Source organism: Lysinibacillus sp. NPDC047702, from assembly GCF_050272555.1.
Classification (GTDB): domain Bacteria; phylum Bacillota; class Bacilli; order Bacillales_A; family Planococcaceae; genus Lysinibacillus.
The window spans coordinates 1-14627 of sequence record NZ_JBNNMG010000097.1; the positions used below are offsets into that span (position 1 = coordinate 1).

12 protein-coding genes are annotated in these 14627 nt (G+C 36.4%); 7 read left to right on the plus strand and 5 right to left on the minus strand.

Translation table 11 applies throughout. The features are described from left to right. Positions 1-134 precede the first annotated feature (134 nt). The gene (locus ACQKIM_RS26475) at positions 135-1868 is read right to left on the minus strand and encodes a cache domain-containing protein (protein ID WP_427549629.1); all 1734 of its coding nucleotides are present in this window, start codon (positions 1866-1868) and stop codon (positions 135-137) included. A gap of 485 nt (positions 1869-2353) precedes the next feature. Further along, entirely contained in the window at positions 2354-3337 is a 984-nt protein-coding gene (guaC, locus tag ACQKIM_RS26480; RefSeq protein ID WP_427549632.1) for a GMP reductase, read from the minus strand. A gap of 290 nt (positions 3338-3627) precedes the next feature. Here guaC and ACQKIM_RS26485 point away from each other — a divergent pair, with 290 nt between their 5' ends. Then, complete coding sequence (locus ACQKIM_RS26485) at positions 3628-4047, plus strand: VOC family protein (protein WP_427549635.1); 420 nt, start codon at positions 3628-3630, stop codon at positions 4045-4047. 134 nt (positions 4048-4181) lie between these two features. Here ACQKIM_RS26485 and ACQKIM_RS26490 read toward each other — a convergent pair whose 3' ends face one another. After that, positions 4182-6131 carry a methyl-accepting chemotaxis protein gene (locus tag ACQKIM_RS26490; RefSeq protein WP_427549637.1) on the minus strand — a complete coding sequence of 650 codons (1950 nt, stop codon included), beginning with the start codon at positions 6129-6131 and terminating at the stop codon, positions 4182-4184. A 320-nt stretch (positions 6132-6451) separates the two neighbouring features. After that, entirely contained in the window at positions 6452-8401 is a 1950-nt protein-coding gene (locus ACQKIM_RS26495; RefSeq protein WP_427549640.1) for a methyl-accepting chemotaxis protein, read from the minus strand. A gap of 213 nt (positions 8402-8614) precedes the next feature. On the opposite strand from ACQKIM_RS26495, the gene ACQKIM_RS26500 reads away from it, so the two are divergent. After that, complete coding sequence (locus ACQKIM_RS26500; protein ID WP_427549643.1) at positions 8615-8989, plus strand: VOC family protein; 375 nt, start codon at positions 8615-8617, stop codon at positions 8987-8989. Positions 8990-9063: 74 nt separating this feature from the next. Here the strand turns inward: ACQKIM_RS26500 and ACQKIM_RS26505 are convergent, their stop codons facing one another. Next, entirely contained in the window at positions 9064-9804 is a 741-nt protein-coding gene (locus ACQKIM_RS26505) for a hypothetical protein (protein ID WP_427549645.1), read from the minus strand. Between the two features lie 268 nt (positions 9805-10072). On the opposite strand from ACQKIM_RS26505, the gene ACQKIM_RS26510 reads away from it, so the two are divergent. The 5 genes from ACQKIM_RS26510 (at position 10073) to ACQKIM_RS26530 (ending at position 14495) form a co-directional block, all read left to right on the plus strand. Then, a complete protein-coding gene (locus ACQKIM_RS26510; protein WP_427549648.1) occupies positions 10073-11239 on the plus strand; it encodes an acyl-CoA dehydrogenase family protein in 1167 nt (388 codons plus the stop codon). 34 nt (positions 11240-11273) lie between these two features. Beyond that, complete coding sequence (locus tag ACQKIM_RS26515; RefSeq protein WP_427549651.1) at positions 11274-12146, plus strand: transporter substrate-binding domain-containing protein; 873 nt, start codon at positions 11274-11276, stop codon at positions 12144-12146. Positions 12147-12304: 158 nt separating this feature from the next. Further along, the gene (locus tag ACQKIM_RS26520; protein WP_427549653.1) at positions 12305-13012 is read left to right on the plus strand and encodes an amino acid ABC transporter permease; all 708 of its coding nucleotides are present in this window, start codon (positions 12305-12307) and stop codon (positions 13010-13012) included. 12 nt (positions 13013-13024) lie between these two features. Then, complete coding sequence (locus tag ACQKIM_RS26525; protein WP_427549656.1) at positions 13025-13726, plus strand: amino acid ABC transporter permease; 702 nt, start codon at positions 13025-13027, stop codon at positions 13724-13726. A gap of 13 nt (positions 13727-13739) precedes the next feature. Further along, positions 13740-14495, plus strand: a complete 756-nt coding sequence (locus ACQKIM_RS26530) for an amino acid ABC transporter ATP-binding protein (protein WP_283870123.1) — start codon at positions 13740-13742, stop codon at positions 14493-14495. Positions 14496-14627 lie beyond the last annotated feature (132 nt).

The window sequence follows — 14627 nt, forward strand, 5'->3', positions numbered from 1 at the left end:
TATAGAAGAATCTGTTTAAAAAAACAAATAGAATCATAAAAATGCCACAAAAAATTTGTGGCATTTTCATTGACATAATCTTATTTCAACACTATTAAAATCCCCTATAGCTTAGACTATAGGGGATTTTAATATCATGTAAAACGATCTACTAATTCGTGCATACGTTCTGCTTCTGTGTGGAGCTCCACTGAGGAATGCATAATAGATGTGACCGCTGATTTCTGTTCATCAATGGAAGCATTGATTTGCTCAGTAGCCGCTGCGGATTCAGTAGCCACACTTGCTATTTCATTAATAGCATTAATGACAATTAAACGGTTTTCTGCCATTTCACTCATACCCTGATCAAGGGATACAAGATGTGCTGTAATGCCATGGATGGAATCAGCTAACAATGTAAATGCATTTTTTACTTCGCTTATTGATGAGACCTGTCCCTGTGAAAGCTGAAGTGTGTGCATCATCTTAGAGTCTGAACTAGCAGTATCGATTTCGATACGTTTTAATAAATTCCTAACACGATTAGTAGCCTCATTTGTATCCTCGGATAAATTGCGAACTTCTTCTGCTACCACTGCAAAACCTTTTCCATGTTCACCTGCTCGTGCTGCTTCTATACTCGCATTTAAGGCTAAAAGATTTGTCTGTTCAGAGATGGAGGTAATCGTTTGTACAACATTATGAATTTCTTCCATTTGTCCTGTTAAACTTGAGAAGTTTGATCGCAATTCTTCAATGACTTGTGTAAATTCATGAGAATTTTGCTGTAATACTTCTACCTTTTGTCTGCCATTTTCCTGTGAGTTATTTATGTTATTCATATCCTCAGTAATTTCAGCATATTTTTCAGTTGCATTTGAAATAAGAGAAGACAATTTTTCAACCTTGCTTATGGCCATTTCAGCCTCTTCCGCTTGAATGACAGCTCCATTAGATATTTCAGTAATAGCCTGGTGGATTTCATCTGCAGAAGCAGTTGTTTCTTCTGTAATGGCGCTAAGCATTTCTGAGGAAATCCTCATTTTACCTGCACTGTCTTTCGTGTTATCAACCATTTCATTTAAGCTATATTTCATATTATTCACATTGCTAGCGAGAATCCCTAATTCATCCTGTGTAGTTATAGGAATATCCTCGCCTGTTAATTTTCCTTTAGCAATATCAGATGTCATCACCATAATTCGGCGTATGTATGAAGTCATTCTACCAGAGAAGAACCAATATAGGGCAACACCGATGATTGTTGCAAAGATAGTCATAACAACTGTGTAGTAAAGGACATTTTTAGTACCTGCATTAAAATCCATTTCATAAGTACCGGCAGCAATAATCCATCCCCAATGCTTGTCTGTCGCTACATAAGTAATTTTAGGAGCAACAATATCAGGGTTTGATGGCAATGCCCAGTCATAACGAACATACCCTCCACCTGCCTCAGCCTCATCAATCATTTCACGTACAAAATAACGACCATCTGTTGTTTGTAAATCTGAGATATTTTGTCCTTCGAGGGATGGGTGACTTTCTACTGTTCCATCAGCTTTAAAGGCATAAAAATAGAAATTTTCACCGTATTTAATAGGGTTATCAATAGATCTTTTATTATCTTCTGTTTTCTTGCCGACTATTTGTGTCCTAGCATGCTCCTGAGCTTCGTCTAATGTTAACGTCCCTTGTTGAACCTGCTCATCTAATTGAGCTATTAATTCGAGTATTCCCAATGTCCCATTCTTTAGACTTTGTCTACCTACCTCATCAATTTCACTTTTTGCCACAAAATAATTTACCATACCAACTAAAGTTGTAGGAATCAAAATGACGATAATGGCTAATGTGACAAGTTTGTTACGGACTGACTTCATCATAGGCACAACCTCCGTTCCTGTCTACTTATACAAAGCATTACTAATCCTTAATGTAATTATAATACAAAGGATTTCAATAAAATAGAAAATTCCAAAAATTAAACGATGATATTTCAAAATAAGGGCAATATTATATTCTTTTATGATGAATAGGGGATTGTAGCTTCTAATAGGATAGATTACAGTAAAAGCTTGAGCACTTGCTAAGCGTGAGATAAAAGTGCTTGGATAACCCTAAGAACTGCTTAGAAGAGGGTCATGAATGCTCAGGACTCTTGAAAAATCGCTCAGGTGAGGAGTGAACCAGCTCGGGTCCGCATGAGAATCGCTCAGGTGAGGAGTGAACTTGCTCAGCTCCCCAGAAAAAATGCTCTGGTATCCTCCATTATTGCTCAGGCAATAATGGGAATCCAGCATAGCTAAGAGGCACTATATAACGAAAACCCAAACAAGAACGAACACTCTTGTTTGGGTTTTTAGCAATATTAATATACTTTATCGCCGTTAAAAATTGAGTTTTTTACAATAACATAATCTACATTTCGAATAGCATCTAACTTGTTGCCACCTGCATAGGAAATAGAGGATTGAAGATCTTGCTGCATTTCAATTAATGTATCCTTGATACTACCCTTGTGTTCAACGTACATTTTTTTGCCCTCTACATTTTTGCGTTCGCCTTTTTGAAATTCGGATGCAGAACCGAAGTATTCTTTGACAATTTTACCGTCAATTTCGATTGTTTCACCAGGTGACTCTTCATGCCCAGCAAATAATGATCCAATCATAACCATAGATGCGCCAAAGCGAACTGATTTTGCAATATCCCCATGTGTGCGGATTCCTCCATCTGCAATAATTGGCTTTGTAGCAGCTTTCGCGCACCAGCGTAATGCAGCTAACTGCCAGCCACCTGTACCAAAGCCTGTTTTAATTTTAGTAATACATACTTTACCAGGCCCTATACCAACTTTCGTAGCATCTGCACCAGCATTTTCTAATTCACGTACAGCTTCAGGTGTACCCACATTACCAGCAATGACAAAACTATTAGGTAAGTATTTTTTGATGTGTTGAATCATACGAATGACAGCATTAGAATGACCATGAGCAATGTCAATTGTAATAAAATCGGGAACTAGGCTAACAGTAGCTAACTCTTCTATAAATGAATATTCTTCATCTTTTACTCCAACACTAATGGATGCGATGAGTCCGCGTGTTTGCATATCTTTAATAAAATCAGCGCGAGTTTCAGGGTTGAAACGATGCATGATATAAAAGTAACCGTTTTCAGCAAGCTTCACAGCAAGGCTTTCGTCGATAATTGTTTGCATGTTTGCCGGAACAACAGGAAGTTTGAATGTATGTCCACCTAAAGTAACCGATGTATCACACTCAGAACGACTTTCTACAATACATTTTGCGGGAATTAATTGAATATCCTCATAGTCAAATACGTTATCCATTATATACACTCCTAAAATACGAATATTTTTAAAGAATTATTTTAAATTGTTCGCCATTTGGTAATTTACATGATTTTTAAGTAAATGTCAAAGCTTTTATCTTAATAAATAGAAAAACAGTGGAATAAGTAGAGGAAGCAAAGCTATTTTGGATATAGTATGAAATAAAATATGGGTCAAAATGCAGTATTGATGTTCTATAAAGAAGCAATTTTATTTAAAATTTGTCATAGCATTTGGTACCCATGTACAATAGAATTGTTTCAGAAAATGACAAAGGAGTGTTGGAGATGGCAGTAGAAGTGTATTTAATTTTTAATGGAAATTGTCGGGAGGCTGTATCGTTTTATGAGAAGGCTTTTAATACAGACAAGCCTGAAATTATGACCTTTGGAGATTCACCGCAAGATCCGAATTATCAATTACCAGAGGAAGCAAAAGATCTTGTCATGCATACACGACTTTCGATCTTTGATAGTACAGTAATGTTCTCAGATACATTCCCAGGATCACCATTCACAAAAGGAAACAATGTTACATTGGCTATTGTTTCAGGTGATGAAGAGAAGATGCGTAAAGCATTTGATAATCTGAAGGATGGTGGCAAGGTAAGTATGGAGCTACAAGAAACTTTCTGGAGTAAGTGTTATGGCTCACTTATAGATAAATTTGGAATTGAATGGCAATTTAGTCATGAGGAAAATAAATAGTGATAAAATTGGGAAGGGGTTTTCATAATTCCCTTTTAGCGTAAAATCACATGAAATTGAAAAGGCAGAAACGTTGATTGAAAAACGTTTCTGTCTTTCGTTTTTATTCGTTTTTGGTTAAAAGCCCCTATTTATTAATATTTAAATTCGTTGACAAAGCCTTGAAGCTCATCAGCCATATCGAGAAGTGCTTTTGCAGCGAAGGCGATGTCCTGCATGGAGGATAGTGTTTGTTCAGTAGAGGCAGCGACTTCCTCAGACGCGGCTGCATTTAGCTTAGCATGATCAGAAAGCTCAATTGCTGTAGCAGAAACTTCTTCGACTACTGCAGACATTTGCTGCGTAGATGCAGAGATATCCTCCATTTTTGGTGCAATACTTCTTAGACTCGCGATAATACTTTCAAATTTGTTACTCGTGTCTTCTGAAAGCTTTAGACCATCTTGAACATCTGCGGTTGCCTTCGTCATGGTTTGAACAGAGTTAGCTGTGTCCTGTTGAATACCAGTAATTAGTGTAGATATTTGCTCTGCTGATTGATGGGATTGTTCCGCTAATTTTCGAACTTCATCGGCAACTACTGCAAAGCCTTTCCCGTGTTCTCCTGCACGTGCTGCCTCAATAGCTGCGTTCAATGCAAGTAAGTTGGTTTGATCTGAAATTGCACTAATAATTTCAATAATAGAGCCAATTTCCTTTGTTCGATCATAGAGTGTTTTAATCATGGAATCTGATTGGGCAACAGATTCATGTATAGAAATCATTTGGTTAACCGTTTGGTGTACCGATTGACCACCTTCTTCAGCCAAATTGATTGCATGGCTAGAAAGGTCTAAAACCTGCATAGAGCTATCAGCAACCTCAACAACTCCCTTAGCTATTTCCTCAATAGAAATTGCATTTTGATCAATACTCGTTGTTTGTTTTTCTGTACTAATAGCCACTTGCTGCATCGCTTCCGTCACCTGCTCTGAGGCAGCAATATTTTGCTCCGCATTGGCAGATAAATCTTGTGCTGATTTTTGAACATGCTCCGCACTTTGATTGACATTGCGAATTAATTTTTTTAAGTTTACCTTCATGGATATGAAGGCTTCACCTAATTGACCAATCTCGTCCTTAGAGTGGACTTCAATGTACTCAGTTAAATCGCCATCACTAATTTTTAATGCACTATTTTGAAGGAGTTTAAGCGGCTGAACAATTGATTTGATCATGTAAAGCATAAAAATTAGACCTATAATAATTGAAAAGAGAGTAATCACTAAAATAGTTTTAAAAGTCGAAGAAGCTGCATTTGTAGCCTCTGCCGTAAACATTGTGCCAATGACCTTCCAGCCAGTCAGTTCATTTGTAATAAATTGCAAGTAACGGTCATTTTCGATAATTGTACCTTTCTCTTGCTCATAAACCTTCGAAATATAGCTTTCTGTTGCTTCAGAACCGCTCTCTTTATCTCGTTGAGAGACATATAGCTTATCCTTATCTATTAGGGAAGCGAATCCAGTTTCCCCGATACTAGCTTCTTCTGTAATAGCACCTAGCACAGAGATATTAAAATCTAAGGCAATTACCCCAGAACCATCTGGCAGAGTCTGCATTACTGAAACAACCATGTTATTTGTTGATTTTGATATATAGGGTGAAGTAATAGTAACTTGTCCTTTGTTAGCAACGGCTTCTTTATACCAAGGTCGTTCACGTGGATCATAATCACTTTCATACTCGTGGACAGGCTCATCAATTATTCTGCCATCTGCAGTACCTATATAAAGCAATTCAACCTCTGGGTGTGTATTTATATATTCTTGGAAAAGACCTTTTAATTCATTGTTTTTCTCTCCGGATAAATAAGTCTGATCCACTTTTTTTGCAAAGTATTCGATATCCGATACTTTAGGAGCAAACGTATTTGTAATATTCGTATTGAGCATGCGTACACTTTCTGTTGCACTTGCTTGTTGCTCCTTGAGAATTTGGCTTTTTGTACTTTTGAAGGAGGTGTATCCGATTAATAAAGTTGGAACAAGAAGAATGGCTAAAAATGCAAATATTAGTTTTTTTCGTAAGCTGATACGTTTCATAGGTATATTCCCCCTTATGACATTATTAATATATGAATAAATTGAACTACCGAAGATAAAATGCTATTTGTCTTATTTTATCAGAAAAACATAAAATTGTATGTAATATAATGGAATTTACTAATTTATTTCCACTACTAAACCGCTTTATCATAGTTCAAATGTTTTAATCTGATTCTAAAAGTAAAATGAGTTTAAATCAATACAATTATCTAAAGTGTCAGAAAATTGGAATCTTAGTTTTGGTGTGGATAATTTTTAGCTATACCAAAATTAAAAAACCGAGCTCAATCGTATGTTGAGCTCAGATTTATGAATCATTAATATTTAAAACGACGTACATAGCCCTGTAACTCATCAGCCATATCAAGTAGTGTTTTAGCAGCAGAAGCCATATCTTGCATTGAGGATAATGTTTGCTCTGTAGATGCAGCCACTTCTTCAGATGCAGCAGCATTTAATTTAGCGTGATCTGTTAGCTCAATAGCTGTTGCAGAGACTTCTTCAACCACTGCGGACATTTCCTGTGCAGAGGCAGATATATCCTCCATCTTTGGAGCCATTTCCCGCAAGCTGGCAATAATATTTGCAAACTTTTTACTTGAGTCATCTGTAAGCTGTAAGCCATCTTGCACATCAGTAGAAGCCATTATCATTGTTTGTACAGATTTAGCAGTCTCTTGCTGAATACCTGTAATTAGCTCAGAAATTTGTTTTGCTGAATGCTGTGATTGTTCTGCTAATTTTCGAACTTCATCTGCAACTACGGCAAACCCTTTTCCATGTTCTCCTGCTCGGGCAGCCTCGATAGCAGCGTTTAAGGCAAGAAGATTTGTTTGATCGGAAATCGCACTAATAATTTCTAATATAGAGCCAATTTCTTTTGTTCGGTCATAAAGTGATTTTATCATCCTATCTGATAGCGTTACTGATTCATGAATGGAATGCATTTGCTGAACTGTTTGCTCTACAGCATGACCGCCTTCCTCTGCCAATTGAATGGCATAGCTAGAGAGATCTGATACTTGCATAGAGCTATCAGCGACCTCAACCACTCCCTTAGCAATTTCCTCCACTGATATTGCGTTCTGGTCAATTCCTGTTGTTTGTCTTTCTGTACTGATGGCCACTTGCTGCATCGCTTCTGTCACCTGCTCAGAAGTAGCAATATTTTGCTCTGCATTGGCCGATAAACCCTGTGCAGAAGCTTGTACATGCTGAGAGCTTTGATCGACATTGCGTATTAAAGATTTTAAACTCACCTTCATAGAGACAAAGGCTTCTCCAAGTTGTCCAATCTCATCTTTAGAATGAATATCAATAAACTCAGTTAAATCACCTTCACTAATCTTTACAGCACTTTGTTTTAGTCGATTAATCGGATAAACTATGGACTTTATCATATAAAGCATAAAGATAATACCAATAATTATTGAAACAGCAATGATTACTAAATTCAAATTAAAGGTTGAAGCGGCAGCCTTAGAGGCCTCAGCAGTAAACATGGTACCAACAATTTTCCACCCTGTTAGCTTATTAGTAACAAATTGTAGTTGTTTGTTTGATTCTATAACTGTTCCATGATCTTGCTCGTATATTTTTTTGATATAGCTTTCAGTTGCCTCAGAGCCACTTTCTTTCTCTTGGTCGGCGATATATATTTTATGGCTGTCTAAAAGGGAAGCAAAACCAGTTTCCCCAATGCGTATATCATTTGTAATAGTACTGAGGGTAGAAATGTTTAAATCTAATGCCATGACGCCAGAGCTGTCTGGTAAAGCTTGTGTAATAGTTATGACAGTTTCGCCTGTAGCCTGGGAAATATATGGTGCAGTGATGGACACTTGGTTTTTATTTTCTAGCGAATGCTTGTACCATGATCTCGTACGTGGATCAAAATCGTCCGGATATACTTGCATAGGTTCATCTAATAACCTACCATCTGCAGTTCCTAGATAAATGAGCTCTACCTCAGGATGCATATTGATATATTCCTGAAAAAGCGATTTTAGTTCTGGTACTTTATCTTCTTGTATATAGGATTGATGCAGCTTATTGGAGAAGTATTGGATATCTTTTATTTTTGGATCAATGGTGTTTGTAATATTTGTATTAAGCATGCGTACACTCTCGGCTGTGCTTGCTTGTTGTTCTTTTAAAATCTGTTGTTCGGCACTCTGGTATGAAATAATGCCAATTAATAGTGTTGGGACGAGAAGCATTGCTAAAAATGAAAAAATGAGCTTTTTCCTTATACTTAGTTGTTTCACTTAAATTATCCTCACTTATATTATAGTTGTATACTTTTCCGCAATAGGTAAAGAATAGATTAACTAGACTATTTTATCAAAAATAAATGAAAAGTTAAGCGTTTTGTCCTAAATGCTTTTTTATTAGAATGTTTACAGTAATATTACTCATGGGTGAACATAGAAAGTTTACAGTTGTTGTATACTAATGTTCAAAAGAGGAGGGAATTGTTCATGATTAAACATATTGGACAAGTCATGTTGTATGTAAATGACCAGGATGCAGCCGTTAAGTTTTGGACAGAAAAAATCGGCTTTGTGGTAGTTGATGAACGAGAAGAGGAAGGAACACGAACAATTGAAATTGCTCCAACGAAAGACGTTCAAACGACTTTCGTTCTCCACAACAAGGAAATTATTGCTAAAATGCAGCCTGAATTAAATTTAGGGACTCCTTCGATTATGTTTTACGCTGATCATATAGAAAATCTATATCAGGATTTTCAGGAAAAGGGCGTTAAAGTAGGGGATTTAGTAATGTTGCCAATGGGGAGAGTATTTAATTTTGCTGATCACGAAGATAATTATTTCGCATTAGTTGAAAAATAAATTACGGTTGCGGCTACTATCTCTAAAACGAGAATTTTTTGAGTAAATTCTCGTTTTAAGTTATAGTAGAAAATTTATTTTAAGTCCTCACCAAAAATCGATACCGTTTGGCGATCCACTATAAATTTCTTGCCATCCCATTTGAGTATATTCTCTACATAGCCTAATCCATCAGCATGATATCTACCTGCGATAGCCTGATATGCCAAAACTTCGTATATTCCATCACGTTCATAATCCACGGGATACAACCCGCCAATTGGATCGACCCATCCCTCAATTGGTTGCTTTAGTGTGCCATCTTTATTATAAATCTCTGCTAAATACTCAGGTCCCTTGTACTGTAAATCGATAATATACTGCTTTTTAGGATCCGCGCTACGAACAGCCACTTTGTACTGATCTTGATAATTGACTGTATATTTATTAGTAAAAGATTCGGTATCAAAAATAGAGCGAATTTGCCCGTTTATTGAGGCAAAGATTTCACCATTGATAATACCTCCACTGCCTCCAGTGTCAGAAATAGCTAGAATATCATCATGATGATTACCAGTGAAATCACCTAGAAATATAGTTGGATTATAGCCAATATTTTGTTTTAGCATTACTTTTTCAAATTTTTGTGTTTGCCCGTAATATATACCCAAAGTTAGATTTCTCCACAAGGGGCTATCTGGGGTTTTAGTTCCTATTAAAAGAACTGTTTCTAAATTGCCATCTCCATTAATATCGCCAAATTTTGTTTGAATAACTTCAGGAATTACATGTGTCATGGCGATATTACCTAAAGATGGATTCATATTATTCGTCATACATACACCTCTTTCTATCATCTAGCATATGTTGTAAAAAAAGCTTGGTGAATAAAAATTAGCAGAAGAAAGCCAATAAAGCTTACAAAAAAACTTGTATTTAACCCATTGACATTTTTCAGTGTGAAAAGTATTATAAATGTCAACGAATCAGAAAATTCAGTACCGATATAAATCTCGCTACTAAAAAGTGGTTAGAGATTTTTTTAAAAAGTTAATTCTTAGTAAATATATATGTTTTATATAATTTGGGAAGAAGGAGATTTTCTTGAAGGATTTATTTATTAAAACAGCACAACAAAAGTATTGGCTAGATCAATTGGCATCTATTGCGGAGCCGATCAAAGCAGAGGCTAAAGAGGTTGATGAACAATCTCGCTTTCCATTCGAAGCACATAGATTACTTCTGCAAATTGGTTACCCGAGACTAACTTTACCGAAGGAATTTGGCGGTGAGGGTTTATCAGTTTATGATATGGTACTCATTCAAGAAACGCTAGCAAGCTATGATGAAAATGCTTCCCTCTCATTAGGTTGGACACTTGGTGTTGTAGGTGAAATATATGAGACAAAATTATGGGCGGATGATGCACTACATTTATTTGCACCAGAAATAAAAAATGGTGCGATTATCAATCGAGCTGTTAGTGAAGCAGCAACTGGGAGTCCAACACGTGGAGGGCGACCTGGGACAAATGCTATTTCAACAGAACAAGGATGGCTTTTGAATGGGCGTAAAATTTTTACAACAGCCTCTCCAGTGCTCGATTATTTCTTAACATCAGCATGGATTGAGGAAAAAAATCAAGTTGGTTTCTTCTTGATTCATAAAGATGTGGAAGGGCTCTCCATTGAAGAAAACTGGGAGATGTCTGCAATGCGAGGTACAAGTAGTCATGATTTAGTACTAACTGATGTAGTTGTTCCTAGTAATTACTTAGTAGAATTACCTAGTCATCCTAGTGGTGGCAAAATAAATGGGTGGATTCTACATATTCCAGCAACTTATCTAGGGATTGCACAGGCGGCGCGTGACTATGCACTGCATTTTGCCAATCATCATCAACCGAATAGCCTGAATGCCCCAATCAGTACTTTACCCAATGTCCAGCAGCTTCTAGGTGATATTGAATTAAAGCTACATCAGGCACGCTATGTACTATACGGCATAGCTGAGGCTTATGATGACCCAGCAAGACGTGAATTTTTAACAAACGAAATGGCTGTTGCTAAGCATACCGTAACAAATTTGGCGATTGATATTGTAGATAAAGCAATGCGAGTTGTGGGTGCAAAAAGCTTACAGCTAACAAATCCATTGCAACGCTATTATCGAAACGTTCGTGCTGGTCTGCATAATCCTCCAATGGATGATATGACTATTATTAAGCTTGCTACGGCTGCAATTGAACAGCAAAAATCGAAAGAAAATTAATGATAAAATCATTGAGCATAAGGAGAAATGACATATGTTTAAACAAAAGAACAAGATTTTTAAATTCGCGGCAATAGGATTGGCTTCACTTGCTATTTTAGCAGGCTGTAATTCTGAGGAATCATCAGATAAAGGATCGGATGATGATAGCGCAAAAGTACGTACAGTAAAGGTCGCTTTTGATCAGGCTACTAAGCCAATTAGTTATATAGATGATAAAGGGAATCCAACAGGCTACGATGTTGAAGTGATGAAGCTAGTGGATGAATTATTACCTGAATATAAGTTTGAATATGTAGGAACAACAAGCGATGATTTACTGATTGGTGTAGAGCAAGGGAAATATCAAGTAGGGGTTAAAAATGCATTCTTTACCCAGGAACGTACAGAAAAGTTTATTTTCCCGAAAGAATTTTTAGGATTAAGTAGTGCTGGTTTAGTATTACGAAAAGAAGATGAAGGTATAAAAACATTAGAAGATTTCGCGAATAAGGGTTATTCATTAGCACCGATTGCTGCGAATAATGCCCAGTATACGATTATTGATGAGTACAACACGGCTCATCCTGACAATCAAGTAAAATTACAGGCTGGAGATGCATTTACGGTTGATGTTGTGCAATGGGTAAATGAAAAACGTGTAGATGGCGGAGTTATGATTGAAGGTCCATTTAAGCAACAAGTTTTAGCAGAGGATGGTCCTTATAATAACTTAAAAGATGATGTAGTTTATAACGAATTTGCTGTTATTAAAACATGGCCATTGTTTAATAAAAAAGAACAAGAATTTGCAGATGCTTATGATAAAGCTATAGCACAGATTAAAGAGCAAAAGAAAACAAATGAGTTAAGCACGAAGTTTTACGGACGAGATTTATTTGAAGTGTTAGAAAAAGTGAACCGTTAATAGGCGGTAATTAATGATTCCTCTTCTGAAGAGAAAGTGTTAGCAGCTGCTACTACCGAATAAAAGGCTGTTGAGTCAGTATACTCAGCAGTCTTTATTCATACAAAGAGAAATATTACTATGCTGTAATCCTGATATTTATAAAAGTTGGTGAGGAAATGGAAAAGTATTTTGATGCATCATACATTTGGAATTCAATCCCTGTATTATTGCCCTTTTTAAAGGTGACCTTTTTAGTAGCAGGTTCCTCCATTGTATTAGGCACAATATTTGGCTTATTATTAGCGGCTGCAAAGTTAAGCTCTGTGAAATTATTACAAAAAATAGCGAATTTATATACAACAATTATGCGTTGTACACCATCAATTGTTCTATTATTCCTTGTCTACTATGGTGTACCAGCATTAGCAGAAAACGTTGGCTTAAATCTGCATTCGATTGAAACAGCGATTTTTGTTGTTGTGACATTTACGTTGCAGTTCGCAGCAATTATGTCAGAAGTGATACGTTCTGCATATTTAGCTATTCCTAAAGGTCAATTTGAAGCGGCTGTTAGTGTAGGATTAACGCCAATTCAAGCCTATCGACGTATTATTTTCCCCCAAGCACTTGTTGTTGCCTTACCGAACTTTGGGAACGGCATGATTGCGTTATTACAGGAGGGGGCACTTGCTTATACGATTGGTTTAATTGACATTGTTGGAAAGGCAAACTTAATTATCGCAAGTAATATTAATGCACATGCATTAGAGATATACATTGCATTGGCCATTGTTTATTGGGTGCTTTCAATTATTATTGAAAAGTTCTTTGCTATGCTGGAAAAGTTTTTTGGCAAAGGGAAAAAGACATTAGAAACAACGTAAGGAGTGGAAGCCATGAATTATCAATTTTTACTTGAAACATTTTTTGTAGCATTGTCAGGTGTTCCTATTGCACTCCTTGTAACCATTGTTGCGTTGCTCGTTGCTTTGCCACTTGGTTTTTTACTGGCATTAACACGTATTAATAAAATTCCAGTTATTCATCATTTAGCAAAGATCTATGTTTCCTTTGTTAGAGGAACACCCATAATTATTCAAATTTTTATTATGTATAGTAGCATTCCGTTAATGCTAAAGATTATTTTTGAAAAATACAATATTAGCTATGATATTTATAAAATCAATCCTATTTGGTATGCATTTATTGTTTTTGCATTTAGTACAACAGCTATTTTAATTGAGGTATTTCGTTCTGCCTTAAGTACGATTGAAAAAGGTCAGCTAGAGGCAGCACATGCAACGGGCTTAACAACATTCCAGGCTTACCGCAGAATAATTATTCCTCAAGCTTTAGTAGTGGCTATGCCAAATATTTGTACGGCTACTGTTAATCTCATTAAAGCGACATCTTTAGGTTATGCAATGTCCTTGCCTGAAATCACTTTGAAGGCTAAGGTAGCAGCAAATGTTGGTTACAATTATGTAGAAGCATATATTGATATTTTCATTGTGTACTTAATTTTATGTAGTACCGTTGAATTTCTCTTTAAACGTTATGAAAAGCATTTAAGTAAATTTAAAGCGGCAAATGCCTAAGGGGTGATTAAGCATGTTAGAGATTAAAAATATCCATAAATCATTTGGTAATAATGAAATTTTAAAGGGTGTTGATTTAGCCATTGATAAAGGTGATGTTGTTGTTATTTTAGGTCCCAGCGGTTCAGGAAAAACAACCTTATTACGATGCATAAACTTTTTAGAAAATGCTGATCAGGGACATGCAACATTTGGAGATATTCAAGTCGATTTTCAACATGTAAAGAAAAAAGACGTACATGCAATTCGACAACGTGTAGCATTTGTCTTTCAAAACTACAATCTCTTCACTAATAAAACGGCTCTCGAAAACGTTACAGAAGGTCTTATCATTGGTCGAAAGGTACCGAAAGCACAGGCAATTGAGATTGGCAAGAAGGCACTTGATAAAGTAGGACTTTCGGAAAAGTATGATGCCTATCCAAGTCAGTTGTCTGGAGGTCAACAGCAACGTGTTGGTATCGCACGAGCAGTGGCATTAAATCCAGATATTATTTTATTTGATGAACCAACCTCTGCACTCGATCCAGAGTTAGTTGGTGAGGTACTACAGGTCATGAAGAACATAGCAGCTGAGGGAACAACGATGCTTGTTGTCACACATGAAATGGGTTTTGCTAAGGATGTAGCCAATCGAGTAATATTTATGGATGGTGGAGTCGTTGTAGAGGAAGGAAGCCCGCATGATATATTTGTGAATCCAAAAGAAGAGCGGACCAAAAAATTCCTAAAACGTGTTATTCCAGAAGACTATACATTCTATATATAAAAATAACAGGAGGATCTGTACTTTACAGATTCCCTTGTTCATGTTGTTGAAATACTATTATGTCAATGAAATCAAGGTGACAAATTAAAAAGTATAGCCCTTTTTCAAAACGAGGGGTTGATCTCCGTTCCG

Bases quoted from the DNA above. Each gene is read 5' to 3' on its own strand.
- ACQKIM_RS26505 (WP_427549645.1), bottom strand. From the start codon at position 9,804: ATGACGAATAATATGAATCCATCTTTAGGTAATATCGCCATGACACAT.
- ACQKIM_RS26485 (WP_427549635.1), top strand. From the start codon at position 3,628: ATGGCAGTAGAAGTGTATTTAATTTTTAATGGAAATTGTCGGGAGGCT.
- ACQKIM_RS26530 (WP_283870123.1), top strand. From the start codon at position 13,740: ATGTTAGAGATTAAAAATATCCATAAATCATTTGGTAATAATGAAATT.
- ACQKIM_RS26515 (WP_427549651.1), top strand. From the start codon at position 11,274: ATGTTTAAACAAAAGAACAAGATTTTTAAATTCGCGGCAATAGGATTG.
- ACQKIM_RS26525 (WP_427549656.1), top strand. From the start codon at position 13,025: ATGAATTATCAATTTTTACTTGAAACATTTTTTGTAGCATTGTCAGGT.
- ACQKIM_RS26500 (WP_427549643.1), top strand. From the start codon at position 8,615: ATGATTAAACATATTGGACAAGTCATGTTGTATGTAAATGACCAGGAT.
- guaC (WP_427549632.1), bottom strand. From the start codon at position 3,337: ATGGATAACGTATTTGACTATGAGGATATTCAATTAATTCCCGCAAAA.
- ACQKIM_RS26520 (WP_427549653.1), top strand. From the start codon at position 12,305: ATGGAAAAGTATTTTGATGCATCATACATTTGGAATTCAATCCCTGTA.
- ACQKIM_RS26475 (WP_427549629.1), bottom strand. From the start codon at position 1,868: ATGATGAAGTCAGTCCGTAACAAACTTGTCACATTAGCCATTATCGTC.
- ACQKIM_RS26490 (WP_427549637.1), bottom strand. From the start codon at position 6,131: ATGAAACGTATCAGCTTACGAAAAAAACTAATATTTGCATTTTTAGCC.